A 25,032-nucleotide genomic window follows, 5' to 3' on the forward strand; every position below is an offset into this window, starting at 1 on the left:
TCCCGGCGGATGGATCTAGGGCGTGTTCTGGGTTGAGATCACGAGCTCGGTCATTCCCGCTCCAGGAGGGTGCCGGTTGCGATAGACCGGTCGCGTGACTCGTGGCGATCTGACCGATGCCGAGTGGGGGTTGGTCGAGCCGCACCTGCCGCTGGGTGCGTTCGGACCGATCCCTGACCTGCGCAGCTACTTCAACGCGGTGATGTGGCGGTTCCGCACCGGCTGCCCCTGGCGAGATGTGCCGGAGAGCTACGGCTCCTGGTCGACGATCTACGACAGGTTCCGGATGTGGGTGCGTGAGGGGGTCTTTCAGGCCCTCATGGACGCGATGATCGCCGAGGCGGCGGCCCGCGACGATGTAGATCTCAGCCTGGTCAGCGTGGACTCGACTGTTGCCCGCGCGCATCACCACGCGGCGGGCATGGTCGTCGCCCCGGAACTCCTCGAGGACCTGGAGAAGGCCGTGGCGGAGGAAAAGGGGCTGCAGCAAAGGGACAAAACAACCCCGTAGGCGAGCAACCCGCGGACATGGAGGACTCCGGGCGGGAACAGCGCCGCGCCGTGCGCCGACGCCGCAGGGCCCGGCTGCGGGCCGCCGAACTGGGCCGCTCCCGGGGCGGGCTGACCAGCAAGGTCCACCTCGCCGTCGAGCGGCGGTGCCGCCCGCTGTCCATCATCCTCACCCCCGGCCAGGCCGCGGACAGTCCGCGCTTCATCCCGGTCCTCAAGAAGATCAAGGTGCGTGTCCCGGTCGGCCGCCCCAGGACCCGGCCGGACGCGGTCGCTGGCGACAAGGCGTACTCCTCCCGCGCCAACCGCGCCCACCTGCGCAGACGCAACATTAAGGCGGTGATCCCGGAGAAGGCCGACCAGACCGCCAACCGCAAGAAGAAGGGACGCTCCGGCGGACGCCCGGTCAGCCACGACGCCGCGCTCTACAAAGATCGCAACACCGTCGAGCGCGCCATCAACAAGTTCAAGGAATGGCGGGGGCTGGCCACTCGCTACGACAAGACGCCCGAGAGCTATGCCGCCGGGCTCCACTTGCGCGGATCCATCCTCTGGTTACGCAGCCTGCCAGCCCTCCCGTGATCTCAACTCAGAACACGCCCTAGCCGATACGGCACTCATCCGGGTCCCTCCCTGTTCACGATCCGCATCGATGAAGCAGGGGCCCTTCGCTCCCGGCGGGTTGTGTTGTCCCGCCGATCGGCACTACTACGGCCCCCTCCGACTGCCTCTCGGCAGCCCGCCACTTCCCGGTTCTTCCGGTTATAGGCGGGCCACGCTTCCCGCGCCGCATGCGCGGGGCCGAGGAGGCTCTCTCCAGTTCCCAGGACACCCGTCCGGCCATTCCACGCCCCTTACGCCGGGAGGTTCTTCGGCGACCGCTCCAGGTCCAAGATCGCCTTCCATGGCCTTCGCCGTTCAAGCACAGGCTCGGCTCCTCCTTGGCCCCGCCTTCCGGCGGGCTTAAATGACGACGCTGCAGGCTTCACTTCATGTTGCGGACTGGCCGGTTACACACCCCCGAAGGGCGCTTGTCACTCCACTTCGACGCCACCATTTCGAGTGACGCCGGGAGTCAGCTACCGGGGACCCTGGCGTCTCCCCGGACCGGACTTCCACCGGCTGGCTATCCTGAGCTTGACGTCCGGTTACATCATCCACATCCCTTCTGAACTGGGACGACGTCCGGACTGCTGGACGTACGCTTGACGTTTAACCTACGTTTAACCTCGCTGTTGTTGGTGTTCCTTGATCGTTTCGGCGCGTTTGACGGTCTTGCCGACGTCCTGGATGCGGGCCTTGTGTTGGTTGCGGCTTCCGGGCGGGCGTCCGGGGCCGGGCTTGCCCGGTTTCGGTGCGGCTGCGGGACGGGCCGCCTTCCGGTGGAGGTTGCGAAACCCTCGCCGGACACGGGCCGGGGACAGCCGTTCGGTCTTCACGGGGCGTTCCCAGGGGCGGCGTAGGTCCTCGGTGAGGGGGCGGGCGAGTCGGAGCTGGGTGTGCGCGGCGATGATCAGCCAGGTCCACAGGTCGGCCGTGGCGGGATGACGGACGCGTGGTGCGGTCCAGCCGAGCGTCTGCTTGATCATTCTGAAGGTGTGTTCGATGTCGAACCTGCGTAGGAACGTGCGCCACCACAGGTCCACGGTGGGCGGGGCGGCGTCGGTGGCCGAGCACCACAGCCACACCGGCTTGGGGGCGGCCTCGCCGGGCAGTCGTTCCACAGCGAGTCGGATCAACGTGCCGTGCAGCAGCGGGAGTTCTTCTGCGGCGTGCTCCAGCCAGGGTCCACGGTGGGTAAGGCGGGGGTGCATGCGGTCCCAGGCCATCGCCTCCGCCTTCCCGTAGCGGGTGGTGTCTGTCACCGTGGTGACCTCGGGGGCGTGCCAGGACTCCGGCTTGGCGAAGGTCAGCACGCCGCCGTGCTTGCGCGGCCGCCCGCCCCGAGGGCCGGAGCGGGCAGGGCCTGCGTCGCGGAGCATGACGCGGTCCGAGCGCAGGCGCCCGACCAGGACCACGGGCAGGTCGGCCAAGGCATGGGAGAGGTAGGCGCTGTCGTAGCCGGCGTCCATCACAATCAGCATGTCGGGGTCGCCGTCGTGCCAGTGGCCTGCAGTGATGATGCGGGTGACGACTTCACGCAACTGGGTGGCAGTGACGGTGGTGGCGTCGCCGGCCGGCCCCAGGCGGATGGCGTCCAGCAGGGCGCACCAGGAGGTGCGGCCCGATTCGAGGGCCGCGACGAAGGAGTAGGGCCAGCCCGGGATCAGCTGGTCGCAGCTGCGGTCGGCTCGGCGGCCGTGGACGTGGCAGAAGAGCCGGTCGGGGCTGGTGTTCGCGTCCGGGCGCAGCCAGTTGGAGACGTCCACCGCCAACGCGATGCGGCCGTCGGTGACGCGGGGCAGCGGGAGGTCGGCCAGCGCCCGGCGCATACGGGCCGGTTCGCACCAGCCCTTGTCCAGAGCCGCGTACAGGGCGCCGTGCCCGCGCCGCATCTCATGCGCGAGGGAAAGCTCGACCAGCGTCTTGACCGGCCCATCGGTGCACAGCACCGCGTCGGTCAGCTCGAAGAGCACGTCCGCGCGGGCGTACAGGCTCTCGTAGAACTCGACCCGAAAGCGGGACAACACGTCCAATGCCTGGCCTGCGGGCGCATCGACAGACAGACTCATACACAGCGGCCGTTCCCTCGGTGCTTCGTGACTCGACATCTCGAAGCGTGGAGAACGGCCGCCTCCACTGTCCCGGGAAGAACCGCAGATCAGCAGGTCGGGTGACGCGCGAGGTTAAACGTCAAGCTAAGAAGCCGTATCTCAACCGAACGTGATCGCTTGATTTCTGCTGGTCAGGCATGGTGTAGCTCCGAATGAGGGAGGGATCCGGCGTCTTGTTTCCGCTCCATGAGCAAGGGGTGCGCGATGGCGTCGGTTCTGGGAATGCTGGGGGAGCGGGAGACAGCGGCCCGTGTGCGGGTGGAAGGGCTTCGGGAGGAAGTCGCCGGGTTGGCCGCGGTGTTGGAGGCCGCCGAGATCGAGTTGGACCGGCGGGTGATCGCGCGGGAGGAACTGGTCGAGGCCCTGGCCGTGTCCGCGGCCGAGACGACTGCCGTGACCGAGGCGGAGCAGGAAATCGTGCCCTCGCCCTCGCCCGCGCCGGTGCCGGGGTCGATCGTGCCGCTTTGGCGCGAAGGCTTGCCGGTGACGGTGCTGGCGCCGGACTACCAGCGGATCCTGGGCGTGCTCGATGAGCGGCAGCCGGCGGGCCAGGGACCGCTCAAGGCCAGGGAAATCGCGGTGGGGCTGGGCCTTCAGACGACGTCGGCGAAGGTCGAGGGGGTGCGCTCGAAGTCCAGGCGCCTGGCGGAGCGCGGGTGGCTCGTGCCGGAGGCGTCGGGGGCCTTCAGTGCCGGCCGGCGGCCTGTGGCCGTGCCAGGCGACGGCTCATCCGCGTGACCATCGACCACCGGATCATCGCCTCGCTGCTGGCCGGCAACGTCTCGTAGTCCCGGGCCAGTCGGCGCGAATGCATCAGCCACGCGAACGTGCGTTCTGCCACCCAGCGCCTGGGCAGCACCACGAATCCCGTCATGTCGTCGGTGCGCTTGACGATCTCCAAAGTCAGGGCGAGTTTGTCCCGGCACCAGTCGACGAGGCCGCCGGTGTAGCCGCCGTCGGCCCAGACCAGGCAGATGTCACGGTGCAGGCGGCGCAGCCGGGTCAGCAGGCCCGTCGCAGCATCCCGGTCGCCGATGTTCGCGGCAGTCACCGCGACGACCAGGAGCAGGCCGAGGCAGTCGGTCACGATGTGCCGCTTGCGGCCGCCCACCTTCTTCCCGCCGTCGTAGCCGCGTGAGACGGACGGCACCGAGGCCGCGGCCTTCACCGACTGCGCATCGATGATCCCGGTCGTCGGCTCCGCCTCACGGCCCTCCCGCTCACGCACCCGTCCGCGCAGCCGGTCGTGGAACTCCGTGATCAGCCCGTGCTCGCGCCAGCGGCGGAAGAAGGCGTAGACCCGGCCCCAGTCGGGGAAGTCCGCGGGCATCGCCCGCCAGGAGATCCCGCCCGCGACCAGGTAGCGGATCGCGTCCAGCAGCTGGCGGTGGCAGTAGCCCTCGGGCTGCCCGCCCCGGCCCTTCAGCCAGGCCGGCACCGGCAGCAAAGGCCGGACGGCCGCCCATTCCGCGTCCGTCATGTCGGAGGGATACCGGCGTTCCCGGTCCGGACAGGGCTCCGTCAAGTTCCGCGGATGAGCGGGTGGTTGACGATCAGGGCCGGTAGGAGCGGATAGCAGTGCAGGCACGAGGGTTCGTGATCATTGTGGTGACTAAGCCAGATGATCATGAGGATGTCCCGTGCCTGCCGTTGCATCTTCCCCTATACCTGCCGTGCTGGAGAAGCTGGGTCCGCTGGATGCGGACCGGATCGCTGACCTGTGCCCCTACCTCGCATCGGTGCCCGATCCGCGTTCTCGCCGGGGCCGCTGGTACTCCCTGGTGTCGATCCTGCTGGTGTGTGCCTGCGCGGCCGTGTCAGGTGCGAAGAGCCTGGACGAGATCGCCGAGTTCGCCGAGCGGGCCACGAACACCCTGCTGGCGACCCTGAGGATCCGCCGTCACCTGCTCGGCTGGCGGCGCAGCCCCAAGCCGGTCACCATCGGACGCGTCCTCATGGCGGTCGACGGCGATGCTTTGGACCAGGCCGTGGGCGCCTACCTCGCTGACCAGCACCGCAAGTCCGCGTGCGCGGATGCGTCAGCGGCCCGACCGCGGCGGGTCATCGCCGTGGACGGCAAGGCGCTGAAGGGCTCGGCCCACCTGGCCGCGCCGCGCCGGCACCTGCTCGCGGCGGTCACGCATCACCCCGTCGCCACGCTCGCACAGGTCGAGGTCGGCGCGAAGACCAACGAGACGCGGCACTTCAAGCCCCTGCTGGCACCACTCCACCTCGCTGACGCCGTGGTCACCTTCGACGCCCTGCACTCGGTGAAGGCCAACATCACCTGGCTGGTCGAGACGAAGAAGGCACACTACATCGCGGTCATCAAGACCAACCAGCCCACCGCGTACGCCCAGCTCGCCGCTCTGCCCTGGACATCGATCACCGTCCAGCACACCGCCTCCGCCACCGCCCACGGACGGCGCGAGTCCCGGTCGATCAAGACCTGTTCCATCGCCGACAGCCTCGGCGGGATCGCCTTCCCCCACGCCCGCCTCGCCATCCGCGTCCACCGCCGCCGCAAGCCCACCGGCAAGCCCGAGAGTCGCGAGAGCGTCTACGCCGTCACCAGCCTGGATATCCACCAGACCAGCCCCGCCGGCCTCGCCACCGCCATCCGCGGGCACTGGGGAATCGAGAATTCCTCCCACTACATCCGAGATGTCACCTTCGCCGAGGACGCCTCGACCGTCCACACCGGCAACGCGCCCCGCGCCATGGCTACCTTCCGCAACCTCGCCATTGGCACCCTGAAGATCCTCGGAGCCGACAACATCGCCAAGACCACCCGCGCCATCCGCCACGAACCCGAACGAGCACTCGCCATCCTGGGCATCACCAACAACCCCGACACTCACGGAACTTGATCAAGCCCTGCGGTCCGGATGGTCGGCCGCGTTGCCGTACACATGCGCGAGGCAATCACACGATGGAGCCGCCGAGTTGAACTGAACGGGTTCGGACGCGTACAACAACGACACCAGGGCCTCCCGGCGCTGCTCGGTCAGATTCGCATCCCCGAGCTACCGAGAGGCCCTGTCTTCATGCGCGCACAACGGGAAGATCACCCCGGCGGGAAACCTGTTCGACCCGCACGTTCCATGATCGGTTGAGATACGGCTTCTAATCAATCAAATTGACACACCCACAAGTACATGCCCGCATGTCTGCCGTACCAGTCCAGCGAATTACCACGATGAACTCGGGTCCCGGTAGCGTTCGTTTCAGTGGCCACGTTCCGGATCCTCCGTCGGCTCCTCGGAAATGCCGCCGGTCGTCAGGGGCGCAGTCCCAACCATGTGGCGCCGTCCGACGAGAACTCCTTCTTCCAGATCGGTACTTCCTCCTTGAGTAGTTCGATACACCTCCGTGCGGCGGTGAAGGCCTCCGAGCGGTGTGGAGCGGATGCGGCGAGCACCACTGCCGCGTCGCCGATCTGCAAAGCCCCGGTGCGATGGGAGACGGCGACCCTTACTCCCGGAGCCGACTGCTCGCAGCGGTCGATGATGGAATTCAGCGCCCGCAGGGCCATGGCCGGGTATGCCTCGTAGTGCAGCTCGGTGACCTCGTGGCCGTCATGCTCGTCGCGGACCGCACCGACGAAGACCACCAGCGCCCCCTGCCCAGGGCCGGATACCGCATCGACCAGGGGGTCGATCCGCAGCGGCTCGTCCGTCACCACGCAGTAGCGGTCCGATCCGCCGGCGATCGGAGGGATCAACGCCACGGTGTCACCGACGTTCAGGACCTGCCCGTCAAGCGCGAACTCCTCATTCACTGCGATCTTGATCCGGTCCCGGATCGGGACGAACCGCGGGTGGCGGGCCCCGATCTGCTCCACCAAATCGGCCACGGTGGCACCTGCTGCCAGGGAGAAGCGCTCCTCACGAGCCTGGACGTACATCTCACGCAGAACCCCGAAGTACAGGACCTGGACGTCGGTTCCCATGGTCATCCCTCCTTGCTCCCGGCCGCGTTCGCCTCCACGTGGCCGTCTTGGTCGGCTGTCGTGCGGCGCCAGTGTCCGGAGCGCCCGCCCCTCTTCTCCTCCAGGCGGATGCCGGTGACCTGCATGCTTCGGTCGACGGCCTTGCACATGTCGATCACGGTCAGGCCCGCGACCGCGACGGCCGTCAACGCCTCCATCTCGACACCGGTGCGTCCGGACGTCTTCGCCCTCGCCGTGATCAGCAGCCGGTCCGGCGCCGTGGCACTGAGGTCCACCCGGACCGCATCCAGGCTCAGGGGATGGCACAGGGGGATCAGGTCTCCCGTCCGCTTGGCGGCCGTGATCCCCGCCAGCCGCGCCGTAGCCAACACATCGCCTTTGGCTGCGGCCCCGCTGGTTATCAAGGACAGGGTGGCCGGGGCCATGACCACCGCAGTGGACGCGACAGCCTCACGCGCGGTCACCGCCTTGTCCGACACATCGACCATCCGGGCCGCACCCCGGGCATCCAGGTGCGTCAGGGGATGCGGATTCTCTGAGGCACTCGTGCCGCTGCTCGCAGGGAGGTATGCGGCGTCGATGCCTGCTGCGAGATCGAAGTCCAGCACCGTCAACCCGCCGAGCTTGTGCGTCCACAGCACCACCCTCACCTCGCGCTTGTCCTCCAAGGACAGGTTCGGGTGGTGGTTGAGTTCCTCCGCTATGTCGGCGATGGCCTGGACGAACGCCATCGACTCGCGGAACGTCGAGCAATGAAAGGTCCGGGTGAGGCGCCCCTCTCGGAGCTCCCACCCCGGGACCTGGCCAAGGCGCCGCTCCGCTCCGGCTGTGTCCAGGACACCGACACCGCCCTGGCAGGCGCTATGGTTGACTGGCGACAAGTGGTCGTCGGTACAGGACCGATTCGCGGTCACAGGAGTCTCCTAGGGATTCGGTCGTTCCTTCGGTACAAGGTCCGGCGTGGCGGTCTCTCTCAGCCGCCGCGCGTGTGCATCTCCAGATGCGGGTCGCGCCGCAGGCTGTCAAGGGAGATGAACGCACCCCTTTCGCGCTGGGCCAGTCGGTTCTCGGCACCTCGGTCCGCTCGCGCGCGCCACACCTCGGCCACCAGCTCGCGCAGCTCTTCGTTGCTCGCACCCCCGCGCAGGGGCTCGCGCAGATTCAAACCATCAAGGGAGTAGAGGCACGTGAGCAGGATGCCGTCGGCGGTCAGCCGGCTGCGGTTGCACGTACGGCAGAACGGCTGGGTAGTGGAGGAGATCACGCCGAAGACGGTGCCGTCCGGAAGGGCATAGCGATCGGCGGGCGCCGGACCGCCTTCGTCCAGCGGGATCGGCGGGCCCGCGTAGTGTTGCGTCAGCCGCTGGAGGATCTCCAGGCGCGACACGACTTTCGACGAACTCCATCCGGTAGCCCCACCGACATCCATGTACTCGATGAACCGCACCTCGGCGGGGACGGAGCGCGCGTACTCGATCAGATCGGCAAGCTCGTCTTCGTTGAACCCCCGCATGACCACCGTGTCTATCTTCGTCCCCGTGAATCCGGCTTCGGGTACCGCCCGGATTCCGGCCAGTACCGCTCCATGGCTCGAGCGTCGGCTCAAGGCCTCGAAACGCTCCGGACGCAAGGTGTCCAGGCTTACGGTCACGCGACGCAGGCCCGCTTCTTTCAGCGCGCGGGCGCGTTTGGCCAAGAGCACCCCGTTCGTTGTGATCGCCAGATCGCGCAGGCCTCGGTCGCGTCTGGATGCAAGGTCCCGGACGATTTCAGGGAGTTCGGGCCGGATCAGGGGCTCGCCCCCGGTCAGACGCAGCTTGGTGACGCCCAATGAGACGAACACATCCGCAAGACGGCCGATTTCGGAGATGGTGAGCAGATCGCGTCTGGGAAGCCAGGTGTAGTGCTCCTCGGGCATGCAGTACTGGCAGCGCAGATTGCACTGGTCGATCACAGACACCCGTAGGTCACCCAGCGGCCGGTCGAAGAGATCTCGCGGACGGGCAGCGATGCTGTCAGTCATGCTCATCAGCCTCCGCCGTCGCGCAGCGTAGCCGACGCATCGGCTCGTCCTGACTGTGCATGCGCGGGCGCCAACCAGGCGGGGGGCCGATCGGAGGTGACGATCAGCGAGCGGGCCGGTCGCTCGGGATTGGCCGCCATGCCGGACGGAGGGGCCGCAAGGGACGGGCAGCTGTCGATCAGGGTTGTGTCCGGGTACGCACTCACGGTTTGCTCCTTGTGACGTGTGACTCTCACACCAATATGCAGTGGCTCGCCTCGCTCCCAGAGTCCACCGGGTGATCCACGGGGCGGAGGTTCGGGCGTTCCCCCGAATGGAGGAAGGCGGCGAGCCGCCCGCGTGGACGACGACCGGCACGAACACAGAATGACCGCGGTCAGCGGCGACGGGGCAAACGCCGCTGCCTCGACCCGCGGACGAGCTGGCGAAGCCTCGCCTTCCGTGGGACGAAACCGACATCGCCGAGGGGGATGGCGCCGCGACAGAGCCGACGGCGCCACGACCGCCCAAGAGGTGCTTGCTCTTGCTGCCGACGGCGATCGAGGTCGTTCGCAGGAACCGACCAGGCGAGGGGCCCGCCCCGGCGGCGTCCGGCGACGGGCGGACCGGTGGCGTCGACGACGATCAGGCCGGGACCGGCAGCTCCCTCACCCGTGATCCAGAAAACCGGCGGCGTGCGTAGCGACGTCGCCACGCTGCCGCATCATCCAGCCTGGCTCTTGCAACCGGCTGCCTCAGTCGGGTTTGACGACCGGCTCCCAGCAATTCAGGTTGATCGGGACTCGCCCGAGGATCTCACAGAAGGAGCGCTATGTTTACGTGCATGCAAAACATTCATCTATAGAGTTATCCCCGCCACTACCATCTTTCCATTTATTCAAAGTGTGTCATCATTTCGATCGATGTGACACGGGGTCAACGTGGAGTCACTCTGAGGCTCCGGACCACCTTGGCTGGACACCCCCCCGCGGCAGTGCCCGCGATCAGGGCGAAGAAGCCGCGCGACGCAGGGCACTCAGCGCCAGCAGCCATGCCCACCGGGGCGAAGAGAACCACGCCGATCGGCTACCTCATCAACGCACCGCCACGAACGACGGGAACGAACCCGGCGAGTACCATAAAGAAGTAGCTTCATTGTTGGTTGCATCCTACGAGAGGTTCCGTTATGTCAGATAGCTCAGCTGACTCGCGGGAGCCGCGCACCGTGGACGTGGCCCTGGTCTACGCGGGCCGGACCAAGATCCGCTACACAGCGCAGCTGATCGAGGACAATGGCGCACGAATCACGGTCCGCACGAACTGGGCGGCTTCGCACGTACGCGACCTGGGCTTCGTCCGCTTCGAACCGGGCGATCTCTTCGTGGAGCACTACTGGCGCGACCGCTGGTACGTGGTCAAGGAAGTCTGCGGCTCGGATGGTGCCCTCAAGGGCTGGTACTGCAATGTCACACGACCAAGCACCTTGGACGGTAGCGAAGTCCTCGTCGAGGAACTCGGCCTGAACCTGTGGGTGTCGGCGGATGCGGCCACCGTGTTCCGGCTGAACGAGGAGGAGTTCGCGTCGAGTGATCTGCGGGAGCGAGACCCGGAGGCAACGCGCATGGCCGAGAGCGCTCTGGATGAACTCGAACTCATGGCCAAGAGTGGACAGTTGGCGCGGCTCGATCAAGTTCCGTAGGTGTCCAAGATCACGGGAAAACGATCAAGGCCAGGCAGTTACCGAGCTTTTTCAGAGTGGCCACCGATCGAGTGACCCAGGCCGAGTCAGGATTGGGACCGCAACGCACAGGGCTCCCGCGCCGTTGAGGGGCCTGGTCTACCTCCGTCGTCACGACACTCTCGCGCAGATCGCCGCCGGTTCCGGCATATCCGTCGGCACCGCCCTTGCCTACGTCAAAGCCGTCGTCCAGCACCTGTCCGGCCGAGCACCCGGCCTCCCGCGTGTCCTGCGCGAGACTGGTCCTGATTACGTCCTGCTCGACGGCACCCTCGCCGAGTGCGACCGCGTCGGCGACAGCCGGGCCGACTTCTCCCAGAAGCACCGTCGCCACGGCGTGAACGTGCAGGCCGTAGCCGACCCCTCGGGCAAGATGTGAACGCCAGGGTGTTCCGATCCTCGCCGACCGCGCTTACATCGGCGCCGGCCCCTGGGTGACCACACCGATCAGACGGCTCCCGAACCGGGACCTCACCACGACCCAGCGAGCGGTCAACCGAGCCCTGCCAGCGGCACGGGCACCGGTCGAACGCAGCATCGCGCGCCTCAAGTCCTGGCGGATCCTCCGCAGAGCCCGCGGCAGCCCGAACCAGATGACCGTCATCGTCGCAGCCGTCCTCACCCTGGAGCGGCAACGCTGACGAAGCTCATCGCCGTTCCAGAGTGAGGACGGATCGGCGATGGCGCCATCATGGGTCTTCGAATTTAGTGGGGGGTGCGGCGGTGACGGGCGCGCTCGCCGGTCACGCTGTGTGAGGTGGTTGGGGTGCGGGCGCCCTGGACGCAAGGAGCCCGCGGGCCTTCGTGATCATGGTTGTTGTCTAGGCAACCGATCATGAAACCCCACGGGCTTGAACAGCGACGATACCGGCATCAACGAAGCGGCAACGCGACTTCTGGGGCTGGAGGGGGTGAGTGTGACGCAGGTCAAGGACGACGGGGCGGGCGGTTCGACGGTGTACGTGGTCACGAGCGAGGACTCCGCCCGGGCCTGCCCCTCGTGCGGGGTCTTCGCCACCCGGCTGAAGGACTACCGCACCACCCGGCCCCGGCACCTGCCCTGCGGTGGACGCCCTGTGAGTATCCGGTGGCGCAAGGCACGCTGGTACTGCGCCGAACCCGCGTGCGAGCGCGGCTCGTTCACCGAGGCGATCCACGCGGTGCCCGCCGGGATGCGCACCACCACCGCCCTGCGCCGGGCGGCGGGGGCCGCGGTCTGCGACGGATCCCGCACCGTCGTGCAGGCCGGCCGCGACCTGTCCTTGAGCTGGCCCATCGTGCAGCGATGCTTTGAGGACTACGCCGCGACGGTCCTGCCCGAGACGCCGCCCGCGACCGAGGCGGTCGGGATCGACGAGACCCGGCGGGGCAAGCCGGTCTGGGCCCAGAACCCGGCCACGCAGAAGTGGGAACTGGTCGCGGACGCCTGGCACATCGGCTTCGTCGACGCGATCGGCGGGCAAGGACTGTTCGGGCAGGTCGAAGGCCGCAACGCCACCTCGGTCGCCGACTGGCTCAGCTCCCAGCCCGCATCCTGGCGGGCACAGGTGCGCTACGTCGCCATCGACCTGTGTTCCACCTTCCGCGCCGCCGTCCACCGTGCCCTGCCGCACGCGACCGTGGTCGTCGACTGCTTCCACATCGTGCAACTCGCCCAGCGCCACCTCGCCGACCTGCGCCGACGCCTCACCTGGCGGCAGCACGGCCGCCGGGCCCGCAAGGGCGACGGCATCTACACCGTCCGCAAACTCCTGCGCCGCAACAAAGAAGACCTCACCGAAGACCAACGCCTCCTCCTGAAGACCGAGTTGGAGTACATGGGTACCTACGGCCGGCAGATCCACGCGGCCTGGCAGGCCAAGGAACTCCTGCGCGACCTCCTCGGCCTGGCCGTCAGCCGCACCCACCACGCCCCCGACCGCTCCGCGATCTCCGCCGCCCGCCACCGCTTCTTCACCCACGTCGCCGACCACGCCCACCTGCACGAACTCCTCACCCTCGCCGAGACCATCGAGCAGTGGTGGGACGGCATCGAGACCTACCTGACCACCGGCATCACCAACGCCGCCTCCGAAGGCAACAACCGCCTCATCAAGCTCGAAGCGCGTAACGCCTTCGGCTTCCGCAACCGCGCCAACCAGCGCCTACGCTCACGCTGTGCGACCACCCGCCGGAGCCGACGGCAGGCGCACCCCCACTAAATTCGAAGACCCGCCATCATGCGGTGGGGAACCGCCTCACGACCAGACGAGCCGACCTTCGGAAAACTTACAGACCGGGTAGCTTCCATCGGCGATCACCGTCAGCATCTCCGCTACGGAGCCGAAATACTGGGCCATCGATTCGTACTCTCCCGTGACCGTGGGATCACCCACGAACCAGCTGCCGACACGCCCGTCCCGTACATCGATGAACTTGCCCATCCAGCCGTCCTGGTCCGACAGGAACGGGATCCACTCATTGCGCCAGAACGGGTTGTCCGGCTGATCCGGAGGGTCGAATCCACAGGACGTGGAGCGGTTCGCGTACAGCCTCTCTATCGCTCGGATGCCCAGAAAGAAGCTTCCCTCGTCCGGGAAGCCGTCGAAGCCGCAGCATGCCACGTCGTCGTCGAAATCTTCCTCAGGTAGATCCAGATTGTTCTGCAACAGCCACGTCCGGAGATCCCCAGGGAGGGAGATCCCCATCCGTTCCTCGGCGGCCGCGAGCATCTGCTCGGTAGCGGGCCCTGGAAGATCCGCGTGATCAGCCGGGGCGTGCTGCCGAAGAAGAGTCATCACACGGGACCAACTCTCAGCTCCACTCATTGCACTCTGTCCTCTGCATGGATGCCTCTGTCCGACTGCTCCACGACGGAGGTTGCGAAGTGCCGACCGGAGAACTTTGCAGGGATGCTACTTCGAGCGTGCCTCCCATCCCTCCCCACGACCATCTTCTGACACGAAGCACAGGGCCGGCTCCTCAGCGCGGTGACGGCCCCGCCAAACGGCCGCATGCCGAGGCCGTCGAGTACACAGACCGAGCCGCCCTGCTCCTGCGCTTCCTTGCCGACCTCCTCTCGGCCCTCCGAGCCAGTTGCCCGGAGCCTGCTCACCCCCACGCCATGACGTCAGTCGTCAGTGCCGCCCTCGCCTTGGAGGGGCGAAGCTGAAAACGCTTACTGACTTCGGCTGGTCAAGGTGACGTTGGGTTGTCGAGGGTCAGGCCGGTGCCTGCTATGAAGCCGTCGAGGGTGTCGGGCCGGTACTGAGGTTGCGTACGAGGGCGAGCCGGTCGAGGGCGACGACGGCGAGGTTGGCCAGGCTGCGCTTGACGTGCGCCCAGACCCACTCGACGGGGTTCAGATCCGGCGCGTAGGCGGGCCGCAGGAACACCGTCAGCCATCCCCGTTCGGCGATCAGCTTGCGCATGGTGTGGGAGACGTGGGTGTTGAGGCGGTCCCAGACCAACACGATCGGCGCCTTGACGAGGTGGTGGGACGCCGTCGACGAGTGCGATGAAGTCGCGTTCGCCCATGCTGCGGCGTTTGCCTCCGCCTGCTTGGTGGGTGCGCAGGCGGTGGCACAGCCGGTCCGCGAGCCGGGCCGCATGGCGATCAGCCCGGCCACGGAAAGGCGTCCCGAACGGCGCCCGTTGACCGTCACGACCGGGGTGTGTCCGCGCCGGCCCCAAGTACGTTCCCTGAGCGAGCGGGTGAAACCTGCTTCGTCCTCGAAGCAGATGTTGGGCTGTACTGAGATTTGTGGAGTCCCTGGTGTGCCAGGTTACGGCCCTGGCGAAGCAGAACCACGAGCACCATGGCAGCAGCCCGTGAATACCCGGACGAGCTCCGCGAGCGCGCGGTCCGTGAAGTCCGCAGCACCGGTCGGCCGATCGCCCACGTCGCGAAAGATCTCGGCATCCACAAGGAGGCCCTGCGCGGCTGAGTCCGTCAGGCCGAGGCCGACCGCGGCGAGCGTGACGACCGGCTCACCACCGCCGAGCGCGAAGAACTCAAGCAACTCCGGGGTGCGACCGCCGAGTTGAAGGGGACGAATGAGATCCTGAAAGCCGCCAGCGTGTTTTTTGCCCAGGAGATCGACCGTCCCCGGACGAGGCCGAGCAGGTGATCGACCACCTGCGTGACAAGGGCATGCCTCGGGGTCGATCCAACTGTGTCTTCACGGCCTCCACTCCCGAAACCACCACCTGCTACGGGTCCTACGTCCTCGAAGACGGCCAGATTACCTGGCGGAACGCCACACGCGACCCGCAGACCCCCTATCTCATCGCCATCACCGGAGGCACCGGCAAGTACTGCGAGGCCAGCGGCCAGATCCGCGTGGTCAGAACCCAGTCGGAAGCCGGAGGCGGCCTGTACCAACTCGAAGTCATCACCAGCCGCAAGCGCGCCACTTCCCAAGCCTGGTCCCGGTGAAGACAGCAGACAGCGCGCCGGCCCGGCCCGGGTGGAGGGAATGGCTCAGGAGTAGGTGCGGATGTTCTGGGCTGCCCATTCGGCGAGGGCGCGGGCGCACTGCTCGGCGGATTCCCGCCAGGTCGCGGCGGCGCCCTCGCCGGCGTCGTCGCTAACGTGTTTGATGATGCTCAGAGACACACCGGCGCGGTGTGCCGCAGCAGCCAAGGCGTAGCCTTCCATGTCGACCATGGAGGCACACGCTGCCAGACGGGCACGAGCGGTCTCGTCGTCGATGAAGGAGTCCCCGGTGGCGAGGGTGGGGCCGCCAGGGTCGCCCACCGTCAGGGGCGCGCCGTAGGTCTTGCCGGTCAGGGCGCGCAGGATGGCGCTGTCCAGGTCGTGTTGCATGACCGTGCCGATGACATGGGTTCCCGTCCAGCCGGGGCGCAAGGCTCCCGCGGTGCCGAGGTTGACGACGTCCGACGGAAGCGGGCCGCGGGCCAGTGTCGCGGCGAGGGCGGTCGCGGCGTTGACTTTGCCCATGCCTGTCAGCAGGACGGGCAGGGACGTGTCGAGGTACTGGGCCTCTTCTTCGACCGCCAGCACGAGCAAGGAACGGTCGCTGGTGATCTGTCCCATGAGTTCCATGGGCTCAGAGTACGGCAATTTGTCCGAATTGCGGAATGTTGCGGGTCACCTGACGGCAACATGCGGGAGCTCGACTCCGGCACGGCCGCTGTCGCACGCCGGGACGCACTGCGGTCGCGTCACACAGCGGTCACCGCGGCGGCGCGTGCCGGGCGCGACCGGGGAAACGGCGGGCAGCTTCGGTCCCGGCCGATGCAGCTCTCGGCGCCTCCAGCCGCAAACCGAGCGGGCGGCGGTGCCCTCGGTACGGGGCGGTTACTTCCGGTCGCTGGAGACGCCAGCACGGACCGTCCCACAACGGAGGGCATCGGCGGCGTTCAGGCCGACGGCCCCCGGGGCAGGACCAGGAACTGGATCTCGGGGAGCGTGTACCCGTCGCTCGTGACGATGCTCGCGTGCGCTGCGGCCAGTTGGGCCCACCCGGGCTCGCGCCTCCTCCGGTGTGGGCTTGGTGCTGCTGATGGGCCGCTGGACGGCGTGGGCGCTGGTCGTGACCAGGACCTAGTGGTTGGTGTCGTACCGGGAAGTGTCCACCGAGTCGCTCAGCCAGGCCGAGGCGTTGGAGTCGAACAGCACGAACCAGGGGCGGGCCTCGACTCAAGGCCCCTGCTGACCCTGCCCGCGTTCCCCCGCACCGGCCGGACCCACCTCCCCGGCCACCCGGACCCCGAGGTACGCGCCCTGGCCGAACCTCCGCTGGGAGACCCCCGACCGACGCGGTACGCCGGGCAGCCAACCCGACCCTGATACCGAAGGCTCTGGAACCCCTCCTCGCCGACCTCCGCACCGCGGAGGGCGCCGCGGCCAACCCGTCCCTCCCCGTCCCCCGCATGCACGCACTCCTCGACCACTGCCTGCACGGAGCCGCCATCCCGCCTGCGGCGGCCCGACACTGAGAGACGACGCCCGGGTAGCGATCACGGGCAAGGCAACCGCCGTCGACCATCGACTGACGCCGACACGCCAGGCAAGTGTTTCCGAAACTCATCAACATTCCGAGCACCAGCAACAAGCGACTCCTGCTGCAACTCGTCCATGAACGTTCTCCCCTGTGGTCCATGACCATGCTCTTGAGCAGCCACCTGGCCGGGCGCCGCATTGGCGCCTTCAGCCGGCCGGCGTCCCGAGTCGGGTGAACACCCCTGGCCGTGTCTGGAGTGCCCACCCTCGTTCCACCAGGCGTTCCGCCTTCGACCGCAGCCCCTCGACCTTCGCCGGGAGCGCCTGAAGGCCCAGGCCCGCAGCCAGTTGCCGACGCCGCCCTGCCCCGCTTCCGGGCTCGGCCGTTCGACCCCCCAGCCGTCCGGTGGGCCGTTGCCGCCGTCTCCGCCCGGAGAAGCGCGACGCCGGCATCTGCGTCGACCAGGCCTCCTTCGTGCGAGTCGGCGGAGCACCCGTTCCCCTCAAGGACATCACGCGCCGCCCATTCGATGGCACCCGGGTTCCCCGCGGTCGGCCTGCGGGACGGCCTCACGCATAGCCGTGCAGTCTGAGAATCAGCTCCTTGACGTCGGCCGCGTGGTAGCGGGGCCGTTCCTGCGCCGGGTCCGAGCAGAGCAGCATGGGGGCGTCGCGGTCTGAATCCGGCAGTCGGCCATGGCTTCCCCGGACGCAGGACGGGTCCAGAGGCACCACGGTCATGGGTGCCCGCATGCCCGCCTTCTTGCGCAGCAGTGTCAGCGCGGCCCTGGCCTTCACCAACCGGTCGGTGGGGTCGAAGAACAGCTCGGCGGGGTCGTAGCCGGGCTTGCGGTGGATCTCCACGCCCCGCGCGAAGTCGGGCGCCCGGTCGTCATCGAGCCAGTAGTAGTACGTGAACCAGGCGTCGGGCCGTGCGACGGCCACCAGTTCGCCCGCGTTGGGATGGTCGATGCCGTACGCGGCCTGCTCGGTGCGGTCCCACACCTCGTCGAGTCCTTCGACGCCCTTGAGGACGTCCCGCACGCGGGGCACGTCGGCCGAGTCGGCCACGTACACGTGCGCGGCCTGGTGGTCGGCGACGGCGAACGCCTGTGAGGTGTGGGGATCGAGGTACTCCATGCCGCGCTGGGTGAAGACGTGCAACAGCCCCGCTCGGCGCAGTTCCCGGTTGATGTCGATGGGGCGGCTTACCGGCGTGACCCCGTACTCGCTCAGCGCGACGACGGCGGTTCCCCGCTCTCGCAGGTCGTCCAGAAGCGGGCCGAGGGCCGCGTCGGCGTCCCGGGCGGCCTGGACGGCCTGCTCGCTGTCGGGACCGAAGCGCTGAAGGTCGTAGTCGAGGTGGGGCACGTAGACGAAGGACAGGTCGGGCCGGCGCCGGTGCACCACGTGGCGGGCCGCGCCCACGATCCAGCGGGTCGAGTCGATCCCGGCGCCGGGTCCCCAGTAGCTGAACAGAGGGAAGTCGCCCTGGCGGGAGCGGAGTTCGTTCCGTAGCGTGGCGGGCACGGTGTAGCAGTCGGGTTGCTTGCGTCCGTCGTAGCGGTATACGGGCCTTGGAGTGAGTACGGTGTCGACTTCGGCGCCCATCGCCCACCACCAGCAGAGGTACGCGGCGGTGTGCCCGGCGTCGTGTGCCCGGGCTGCGTGCCACACTTTCTCGCCCCGCACGAGGGCGTTGTGCTGGCGCCACATGTGGACCTCGCCGTGGTCCCTGAAGTACCAGCCGTTGGCCACGGCACCGTGGTCGCGGGGTAGCAGCCCGGTGGTGAGGCTGGCCTGGACGGTGGCGGTGACGGCCGGGAAGACGGTGTCGAGCGCGGCAGTGAACCCGTGCTCGCCGATGGCGCGTACGTTGGGCATGTGGTGCAGCAGCCGCGGCGTGAGACCGACGGTGCACAGGACCGCGACGCTGCGGGTGCTTCGGCCAGTGGCGCGGTCGTCCCTGTCGGCGGTCACGATGTGTGCTCCTTCAGTCCGAGGTCCCCCAGCCGGTCGCGGGCCCAGTCGAGTTCGGCCGCGATTCCCGCGCTGAGCCCGTTCTCTGTGTTCGGGCGCTGCCCCTCGGGCAGAACGGACCAGGTGTACGTCTCTACCTCGACGTGACTGGTGATGGCACGTTCTCCGCCGAACAGTGCGCCGAGTGTCTGCATCAGCACCGGTCGGGTGCTCGTCAGCGGTGGTTCGGGCCGGGCATGCAGCGGAACGTGGTAGTGGACGCGCCACGGTGCGCGGCCCGGCAGCGGGGCGGGCCCGTCCAGCGCCTCACCGAGGTCGTCGGCCGCCAGCAGACCTCCGCCCGGGACCGCTTCGCGCGTCTGGTGCAGGAACCTCGGTTCTGCGAACGGTCGGAGTGCGGAGCGGACCGCGGGATGGGACGGATCATCGGCCTGCAGAGCAGCCGAAGCCTGGAGCTTGACGACCGGGATCCCGCTGCTTTGGAGGTGCGCCACGGCGGTGGCCGGATCTTCGTGGGCGACGGCGAGATGACAGGCGTCCAGGCACAGCCCGACATGCGCGGAGTCGGTGCCGATGAGCCCGTCCACGGCCTGGGACACCGTCTCGGCGACGCACCCCGGCTCCGGTTCCAGGCCGACCCTGATCATCCGGCCGGTCTCGGCCCGGATGTCCTTGAGCCCGGACGCGAGTGAGTCGAGATGGCGCCGGGCCCGGTCCCGGTGCTCCACAAGCCACGGCTCGCGCCACGCCCAGGGCAGGGTCGAGACGCTTCCGCCCTCGACATCGTCGGGCAGCAGCGCGGCGAGGATGCGCGCCAGGGACAGGGTGTAGGCAAGGCGGGCCGGCTCGGACCAGTCGGGTGTGTAGACGGCGCGTTTGACGACAGGCGCGTGGAAGCTCCGGTAGGGAAAGCCGTTGAGGGTGACGGTCTCCAGGCCCCTGGCCCGGAGCCCGGCACGCAGCCGTGCAGTGGCCGCCGGGTCGGCTGCCAGGCCGGCTGCCGCGTCGGCGGGCAGCCAGAGGCCGACCCCGAGCCGGTTCGTGCCGAGCCGCTCGCGGACCGGCACGGCGTACTGGCCGAGCTGCGTTGTGATGCCGGCCAGGTCTTCGGCCGGGTGGACGTTGGTGCCGTATGACAGGTGGACGGTGCTGCCGCCCGGATGCCGGAATCGCATGATCCGCCGCCTGCCGCTCAGCTGCCGCCGCGGGCGATGGAGTTGCCCGCGTACAGAGCGGCCTCCGGCTCCTCGCCGGAGCGGTCCGGGAGGAGGCGGCCCGACTGGCCGTAGAAGGCGACCGGATTGCGCCACATCACCCGGTCGACGTCGTCCTCGTCGAAGCCCGAGGCGAGCATGGCCTCGGCGGTGCGCCGGGTCAGCAGCGGGTCGCTGTGGCCCCAGTCGGCGGCGGAGTTCACCAGCATGCGTTCGGTCCCGTACCGGTGCAGGACCTGCACCACGCGCTCGGGAGTCATCTTGGTGTCCGGGTAGACGGAGAACCCCATCCAGCAACCCGAGTCGACGACGGCGCCCACGGTCATCTCGTTGAGGTGGTCGAGGACGACGAAGCCCGGGTCGATGCCGGAGTCGGTGACGACGTCGAGCGAACGGGCCGTGCCGCGGACCTTGTCGCGGTGGGGGGTGTGTACGAGGGCCGGCAGCCCGTGCTCGACGGCGAGCTCCAACTGGGCGGCGAATGCGCGCTCCTCGGCCTCGGTCCCGGTGTCGAAACCGATCTCACCGACGGCGACGACGGTGTCCTTGACGAGGTAGCGCGGCAGCAGGTCCAGCACAGGCGTGCAGCGGGGATCGTTGGCTTCCTTGGGGTTGAGGGCGATCGCGCAGTAGTGCCGGATGCCGAACTGCGAGGCGCGATAGGGCTCCCAGCCGAGCAGCGAGTCGAAGTAGTCGGTGAAAGTGTCGGGCGAGGTGCGGGGCTGGCCGAGCCAGAAGGCCGGCTCGACCAGGGCCCGAACGCCGACGGCGTGCATGGCCCGGTAGTCGTCCGTCGTCCGGGAGGTCATATGGATGTGCGGGTCGAAGATGCGCATGGTCGGTCCTCGGAACTCCTTCAGAGATGGGAGGTGATCAGCCAGGTGTCCGCGGGCACCGGCCGGCCCGCGGCGCGCCTTTCGTCGGCGAAGCTGTGGGCCATCAGGGCGAGTTCCGGGTCCGCACGCTCCGAGAGCCCCGCCACAACGGTCAGGGGAACACCCAGGAACAGGCATTTCAGCACGGCGTGCCGCCACTGGTGCTGATCGAGGCGGACCTGGGCATAGGGCCCGAGCGCGGCGGCGAGGAGCCTGGGGTCGTTGGTGCGCAGAGCGTCCTCCACGAGCGGCAGCCCGCCGGTGCCGATGGGAAGGAACGGCAGCGCTCGCAGGACGCCGCGACGCTCGCCCGCGTCTCCGTGCCGGTAGCGGACCGACACCTCCTCGACCAGTCGGCCGCCCGTCTCCGGGAAGCGGCTCAGCAGCAGCAGCCGCACGGCGTCGTCGACGGTCCAGCCGGCCCGTCCGGGCAGTGCCTCACGGCCGAAGGACCGTCCCGCGAGGGGAAAGGAGGAGGCCAGTGCGGCCGGATCGGAAACCAGTTGCTCCAGTTCCGCGGTCAGCTGCGCGTTCTTCGGCGGCGAGAGCACGCTCCGCAGGGACGCTTCCACGGACCGCACCGCCGCCGCGTCCACCGGGACGGCCGTGTTCCCGTTCATCGCGAGGGCCCCGTCGTCGAGTAGCCGGCAGGAGCGTCCCGTGTCGCGACGGCGCGAGGCGCGTCCTGCGAGGGGACGCAGGCGGCAGCGGACACCGCGGCCGCGCGCAGGAACTCCAGGCTGCGCCGTGCCGTATTGGTCGCGGCATGGCTGTGCCTGGGCAGTTCCACCGACACCAGGCCGCCGTAGCCGGTCGCGGAAAGGGCGGCGAGGACGGGCGGAAAGTCGATCTCGCCCTCGCCGAACGGGAGATGCTCGTGCCGGCCCCGTCGCATGTCCTCGATCTGCACATGGGCCAGGCGATCCTGATCGGCCGCCCGTGCGACGCAGTCGGTGACGGGATGCGGCTCGAGGCACTGGCAGTGGCCGATGTCGAGGGTCAGCCGGAAGCGGGGCGGTGCGCCGAGTTCCGTGTGCAGGCGGCGGTAGCCGGCCAGGTCGCAGACGAGCATCCCGGGCTCGGGTTCGAAGCCAAGGTCGATCCCGGCGATCTCGGCGTGGCGCAGCACCTGGGAGCATCCGTCGACGAGCCGGGCCCAGGACTCGGCTTCGGCGGCCCCACTCGTGGCGGTACCGCTCCAGAGGTGGACCACCCCTGCACCGAGTTCGGCGGCGATGTCCACGGCGCGCCGCAGCATCTCCAGACGCCTGGCTCGGCCGTCGGGTTCCGCGGTCAGCAGGGTGGGCTGGTGCTTGTGCCAGGGGTCGAGGAGGTAGCGGGCTCCCGTCTCGACGACGACGTCCAGTCCGGTGCGGTCGAGCGTGCGGCGCACCTCCCGCACCCGGCCGGCCAGACCGGGGGCGAAGGGGTCGAGATGGTGGTGGTCGAGCGTGAGGGAGACCCCGGAGTATCCGATGTCGGACAGCACGTGCAGGGCGTCGGCCAACCGGTGGTCCGCGAATCCGTTGGTTCCGTACGCGAACCGGAGCCCGCCGCTGGGGGAGGTCATGTCGGGGACACCTTTCGGGCGAGGCGGCACGCCAACGGGAGCGCGGCGGCCAGTGGCACGGACAGAGCGGGCGCACCCGCGCGGGCGGTCAGCGCCGCCTGCAGCGGCAGCAGGGCATGGATGCCCGCGCCCACGGCGTTGCGGACGCGGGCGGGAGCCGGATCCTCCAGGGCAGCGATCTGGGCTCTAAGGGCCGTCGCGGCGTAGAGCACCGTCCCCGTGAGGGCGGTGGCAGCCGCGGTCGGTGTACGGGCCCGTCCCGCCGTCGAGCCGAGGGCGACCGCAGCGGTGACGGCCAGTGCGGTGCGGGCATCCGCGGTTGTGCCGCCGTGCACCTCGTGGCGGCTGAGCCAGGTCACGGCGAAGGTGTGCCCGGCGACGGCTGCCGCCGCGGGCAGTGCGGCGGCCGTCCTGCCGGGAGGGACCCCCAACAGGACGTCGAGCCCTCGCGCTGCGGCCATCGCGGTCGGGCCGACCGGAGTGGCCTTCAGGCCGAGGTCGTACGCCCACACTGACGCGGCCAGCGGGAGCGCCCGCCGGAGGAGTACGCGTCGCCCCCCGGCAGCTGCGGCCAGGCCGAGTGAGGCGGAGGTCAGGACCGATGCGAGAGCGAACGCCTGGCCGGGCGTGACGCGGCCCGAGGGGAGGGGGCGACCGGGCCGCTCGACGGCGTCCTGGTGCCGGTCGGCCCAGTCGTTGAGGGCCATGCCCGCCCAGTACAGGGTGACGGACGAGGCGGCGAGTCCCAGCAGTCGAGGACGGAACGCTTCTCCGGCCGCCGCGGCTCCGGCGAGCACGTCCCCGGGGACGGTGAGCGCCGCGGGTGCTCGGACCAGCTCGACGAGCGTCCGCCACCGTGACGGGCGCACAGCCGGCACGGCCGTCCCTCTGCCGACCCGGTCGGTACCGGTCGGCCGGGAAGCCGTGGTCTCCGGGCCGTCCGCGCCGCTCCCGGAAACGGCCCGGCCCGGCGTCACCTGAGCTCGCCGGACGCGGCCGAACAGCCTGTTCACCGGGTTCCGCCGGTGGGGAGCGCCGAGGCGAAGTCCAGCAGGTCGCGCCACTGCTCCGCCAGGCCGTGGCGGTCGGACCCGACAGGGTCCTTGAAGAAGAAGGCCAGTTCGCGCAGCGGCCCGGACCGGCCAGCAGCGTGGGCCGCAGCGGTCAGCCGCACCAGGTCGAGCACCAGGGGTGCCGCCAACGCGGAGTCACAGCCGTGCCAGGTGAACTCCATGCGCATCCTGGTACCGAGGAAACCCGTGAAGGAGATCAGGTCCCAGGCGGTCTTGAAGTCGCCGATGTCCGGCACGTACTCGATGCAGAGGGGGCCCTCGGGCTGGTAGCCGAGCGCTCCGGCGAGAACCTGCCGCTTGCTGGCCGCCTTCGTTCCGTTGGCCGCGCCGTCCGCGAGGTTCGCGCCGTCGCCTCCGCCCAGTACGTTCAGGCCCGACCAGGAGTGGACCCGAAGATGACGTTGGGCGAACATGGGCGCCAGCACGGACTTCACCAGCGTTTCACCGGTCTTGCCGTCCGATCCGGCGTGTGGCACATCGGCCCTGGCTGCGAGTGCTTCCAGTGCGGGAAGGCGTGCGCCCGTGCAGGGAGTGAAGTCCACGAACGGGCAGCCCGCGGTGAACGCCGCGAAGGCATACAGTGAGCTCGAGGGCAGAACCGTTTCGCCGGTCGACAGCGCGGCATGCAGTGAAGCGGGGTCAGCGTGCGCCGGATGGGGTTCCAGGGGCCCCTCGGTAGGTGCCAGGTGCACCACGACGACCCTGCTCAAGCCATGCCGGTCGCGGAAGGCGGCCAGGTCCGCGGCGATCGCCTCGGCGGTCTCGCCCTGGGTCCGCCGGGTGGGCACGACGGCGATGCTCGCATCGAGCCGGACGAGCTCGTCCTCAAGCGCCTCCACCACATGGCCGGGCAGTACGCCTGCCGCGACGAGGTGCTCGGCCCGCTTGAGCACGGTGGTCTGCGCGGGGTCGTGACCGCCGAAGACCAGCTGGTCATAGCCCGGAAGGGCCGACCGGTGGAAGCAGGGCAGCGCCGTGACACAGCCTGTCGGGTCCACGAGCCCCGCGCTGAGCGCCAGCGACCCGACCATGGTGGTCGTCGCCACGGAACCGCGGGCTCCGATCAGCCATACGCCGGTGCCCCCCGCGTCGACGTCGTGCTCGTGCCGTTCCGGCCCGGGCCGCTCCACCGGAGCGGGCAGGGAGCGTTCACCGTCCACGGGGGTCCTCCATCCATGCGGAGAGACACCACAACGCGGTGGGCGGTGGAGCAGGTGCCCTTCGCGCTCCGACATCTCCTGCTTCGGGTCGGCGGTGGATCCATCGGCGGGACCAGCCCCGAGGACCAGCGACTCGTTGTTCGTGATCATCGTTGGGAACTCCTTACGGGACTCATGCCTTCTCTCGCCATGCCGGATTCCTTTGCGCCACTGCGATCCAGCCCAGGAACCGCGGAAATGCACACCGTCCACCGTTCGACTCGTTCGCCGGACGAGGGCCAGTCCCCGATGAGCCGA

At 68.9% G+C, this 25,032-nt stretch carries 21 protein-coding genes and 2 pseudogenes; 8 read left to right on the forward strand and 15 right to left on the reverse strand.

The window, feature by feature from the left end:
* The first annotated feature begins 94 nt into the window (after window positions 1-94).
* Window positions 95-1,092 (forward strand): annotated as a pseudogene (locus FEF34_RS00275) (IS5 family transposase).
* 641 nt (window positions 1,093-1,733) lie between these two features.
* Here the strand turns inward: FEF34_RS00275 and FEF34_RS00280 are convergent.
* Entirely contained in the window at window positions 1,734-3,182 is a 1,449-nt protein-coding gene (locus FEF34_RS00280) for an NF041680 family putative transposase (RefSeq protein ID WP_171052754.1), read from the reverse strand.
* A gap of 246 nt (window positions 3,183-3,428) precedes the next feature.
* Here FEF34_RS00280 and FEF34_RS00285 point away from each other — a divergent pair, with 246 nt between their 5' ends.
* Window positions 3,429-3,962 (forward strand): hypothetical protein, encoded by a 534-nt coding sequence (locus FEF34_RS00285; RefSeq protein WP_234042174.1) that lies wholly within the window; start codon window positions 3,429-3,431, stop codon window positions 3,960-3,962.
* On the opposite strand, the gene FEF34_RS00290 is transcribed toward FEF34_RS00285, so the two are convergent.
* Window positions 3,910-4,704 (reverse strand): IS5 family transposase, encoded by a 795-nt coding sequence (locus FEF34_RS00290; protein WP_138051343.1) that lies wholly within the window; start codon window positions 4,702-4,704, stop codon window positions 3,910-3,912. The genes FEF34_RS00285 and FEF34_RS00290 overlap by 53 nt on opposite strands.
* Before the next feature lie 193 nt (window positions 4,705-4,897).
* Here FEF34_RS00290 and FEF34_RS00295 point away from each other — a divergent pair, with 193 nt between their 5' ends.
* Window positions 4,898-6,094: an ISAs1 family transposase gene (locus FEF34_RS00295; RefSeq protein WP_138051345.1), complete on the forward strand. Its 1,197-nt coding sequence runs from the start codon at window positions 4,898-4,900 to the stop codon at window positions 6,092-6,094.
* A gap of 410 nt (window positions 6,095-6,504) precedes the next feature.
* Here the strand turns inward: FEF34_RS00295 and FEF34_RS00305 are convergent, their stop codons facing one another.
* From FEF34_RS00305 to moaA, 3 genes are read right to left on the reverse strand one after another with little or no spacing between them, the layout of a single operon-like run.
* Window positions 6,505-7,176, reverse strand: coding sequence for a molybdenum cofactor biosynthesis protein MoaE (locus FEF34_RS00305; protein ID WP_138051346.1), 672 nt, complete (start codon window positions 7,174-7,176; stop codon window positions 6,505-6,507).
* A gap of 2 nt (window positions 7,177-7,178) precedes the next feature.
* The gene (gene moaC, locus FEF34_RS44055) at window positions 7,179-8,090 is read right to left on the reverse strand and encodes a cyclic pyranopterin monophosphate synthase MoaC (RefSeq protein WP_138051347.1); all 912 of its coding nucleotides are present in this window, start codon (window positions 8,088-8,090) and stop codon (window positions 7,179-7,181) included.
* 59 nt (window positions 8,091-8,149) lie between these two features.
* The gene (gene moaA, locus FEF34_RS00315; protein ID WP_199800617.1) at window positions 8,150-9,199 is read right to left on the reverse strand and encodes a GTP 3',8-cyclase MoaA; all 1,050 of its coding nucleotides are present in this window, start codon (window positions 9,197-9,199) and stop codon (window positions 8,150-8,152) included.
* A 1,165-nt stretch (window positions 9,200-10,364) separates the two neighbouring features.
* On the opposite strand from moaA, the gene FEF34_RS00320 reads away from it, so the two are divergent.
* The 3 genes and pseudogenes from FEF34_RS00320 to FEF34_RS00330 all read left to right on the forward strand — a co-directional run bounded on the left by FEF34_RS00320 (window position 10,365) and on the right by FEF34_RS00330 (window position 13,117).
* Window positions 10,365-10,877: a DUF402 domain-containing protein gene (locus FEF34_RS00320; RefSeq protein WP_138051349.1), complete on the forward strand. Its 513-nt coding sequence runs from the start codon at window positions 10,365-10,367 to the stop codon at window positions 10,875-10,877.
* A 124-nt stretch (window positions 10,878-11,001) separates the two neighbouring features.
* Window positions 11,002-11,557 (forward strand): annotated as a pseudogene (locus tag FEF34_RS00325) (transposase family protein); the annotation flags it as partial.
* Between the two features lie 210 nt (window positions 11,558-11,767).
* Window positions 11,768-13,117, forward strand: coding sequence for an ISL3 family transposase (locus FEF34_RS00330; protein WP_199800618.1), 1,350 nt, complete (start codon window positions 11,768-11,770; stop codon window positions 13,115-13,117).
* A gap of 36 nt (window positions 13,118-13,153) precedes the next feature.
* Here FEF34_RS00330 and FEF34_RS00335 read toward each other — a convergent pair whose 3' ends face one another.
* Window positions 13,154-13,693: an SMI1/KNR4 family protein gene (locus FEF34_RS00335; protein WP_234043029.1), complete on the reverse strand. Its 540-nt coding sequence runs from the start codon at window positions 13,691-13,693 to the stop codon at window positions 13,154-13,156.
* 438 nt (window positions 13,694-14,131) lie between these two features.
* Window positions 14,132-14,656: a transposase gene (locus FEF34_RS41880; RefSeq protein WP_199800731.1), complete on the reverse strand. Its 525-nt coding sequence runs from the start codon at window positions 14,654-14,656 to the stop codon at window positions 14,132-14,134.
* 57 nt (window positions 14,657-14,713) lie between these two features.
* On the opposite strand from FEF34_RS41880, the gene FEF34_RS00345 reads away from it, so the two are divergent.
* Together FEF34_RS00345 and FEF34_RS00350 are read left to right on the forward strand one after the other, a co-directional pair.
* The gene (locus tag FEF34_RS00345; protein WP_138051351.1) at window positions 14,714-14,842 is read left to right on the forward strand and encodes a transposase; all 129 of its coding nucleotides are present in this window, start codon (window positions 14,714-14,716) and stop codon (window positions 14,840-14,842) included.
* Window positions 14,843-15,021: 179 nt separating this feature from the next.
* A complete protein-coding gene (locus FEF34_RS00350; protein WP_199800619.1) occupies window positions 15,022-15,333 on the forward strand; it encodes a hypothetical protein in 312 nt (103 codons plus the stop codon).
* Window positions 15,334-15,378: 45 nt separating this feature from the next.
* On the opposite strand, the gene FEF34_RS00355 is transcribed toward FEF34_RS00350, so the two are convergent.
* The 8 genes from FEF34_RS00355 to FEF34_RS00400 all read right to left on the reverse strand — a co-directional run bounded on the left by FEF34_RS00355 (window position 15,379) and on the right by FEF34_RS00400 (window position 24,885).
* Window positions 15,379-15,963, reverse strand: a complete 585-nt coding sequence (locus tag FEF34_RS00355; protein ID WP_138051352.1) for a nucleosidase — start codon at window positions 15,961-15,963, stop codon at window positions 15,379-15,381.
* A 1,470-nt stretch (window positions 15,964-17,433) separates the two neighbouring features.
* Window positions 17,434-18,843, reverse strand: coding sequence for an alkaline phosphatase family protein (locus FEF34_RS00370; protein ID WP_138051354.1), 1,410 nt, complete (start codon window positions 18,841-18,843; stop codon window positions 17,434-17,436).
* Window positions 18,840-20,018 carry a metabolite traffic protein EboE gene (gene eboE, locus FEF34_RS00375; RefSeq protein ID WP_138051355.1) on the reverse strand — a complete coding sequence of 393 codons (1,179 nt, stop codon included), beginning with the start codon at window positions 20,016-20,018 and terminating at the stop codon, window positions 18,840-18,842. Before eboE ends, FEF34_RS00370 begins: the two co-directional genes overlap by 4 nt.
* Before the next feature lie 17 nt (window positions 20,019-20,035).
* A complete protein-coding gene (locus tag FEF34_RS00380) occupies window positions 20,036-20,893 on the reverse strand; it encodes a TatD family hydrolase (protein WP_138051356.1) in 858 nt (285 codons plus the stop codon).
* A 20-nt stretch (window positions 20,894-20,913) separates the two neighbouring features.
* A complete protein-coding gene (locus FEF34_RS00385; RefSeq protein WP_138051357.1) occupies window positions 20,914-21,552 on the reverse strand; it encodes an EboA domain-containing protein in 639 nt (212 codons plus the stop codon).
* Window positions 21,549-22,502, reverse strand: a complete 954-nt coding sequence (locus tag FEF34_RS00390; RefSeq protein ID WP_138051358.1) for a sugar phosphate isomerase/epimerase family protein — start codon at window positions 22,500-22,502, stop codon at window positions 21,549-21,551. The genes FEF34_RS00385 and FEF34_RS00390 overlap by 4 nt, the downstream gene beginning before the upstream one ends.
* Window positions 22,499-23,380, reverse strand: coding sequence for an SCO3242 family prenyltransferase (locus FEF34_RS00395; RefSeq protein WP_138051359.1), 882 nt, complete (start codon window positions 23,378-23,380; stop codon window positions 22,499-22,501). Before FEF34_RS00395 ends, FEF34_RS00390 begins: the two co-directional genes overlap by 4 nt.
* 131 nt (window positions 23,381-23,511) lie before the next feature.
* Entirely contained in the window at window positions 23,512-24,885 is a 1,374-nt protein-coding gene (locus FEF34_RS00400) for an inositol-3-phosphate synthase (protein WP_234042175.1), read from the reverse strand.
* Window positions 24,886-25,032 lie beyond the last annotated feature (147 nt).

Origin of the sequence: Streptomyces marianii (genome assembly GCF_005795905.1) — a bacterium.
In the GTDB taxonomy this organism is placed as follows: Bacteria; Actinomycetota; Actinomycetes; order Streptomycetales; family Streptomycetaceae; genus Streptomyces; species Streptomyces marianii.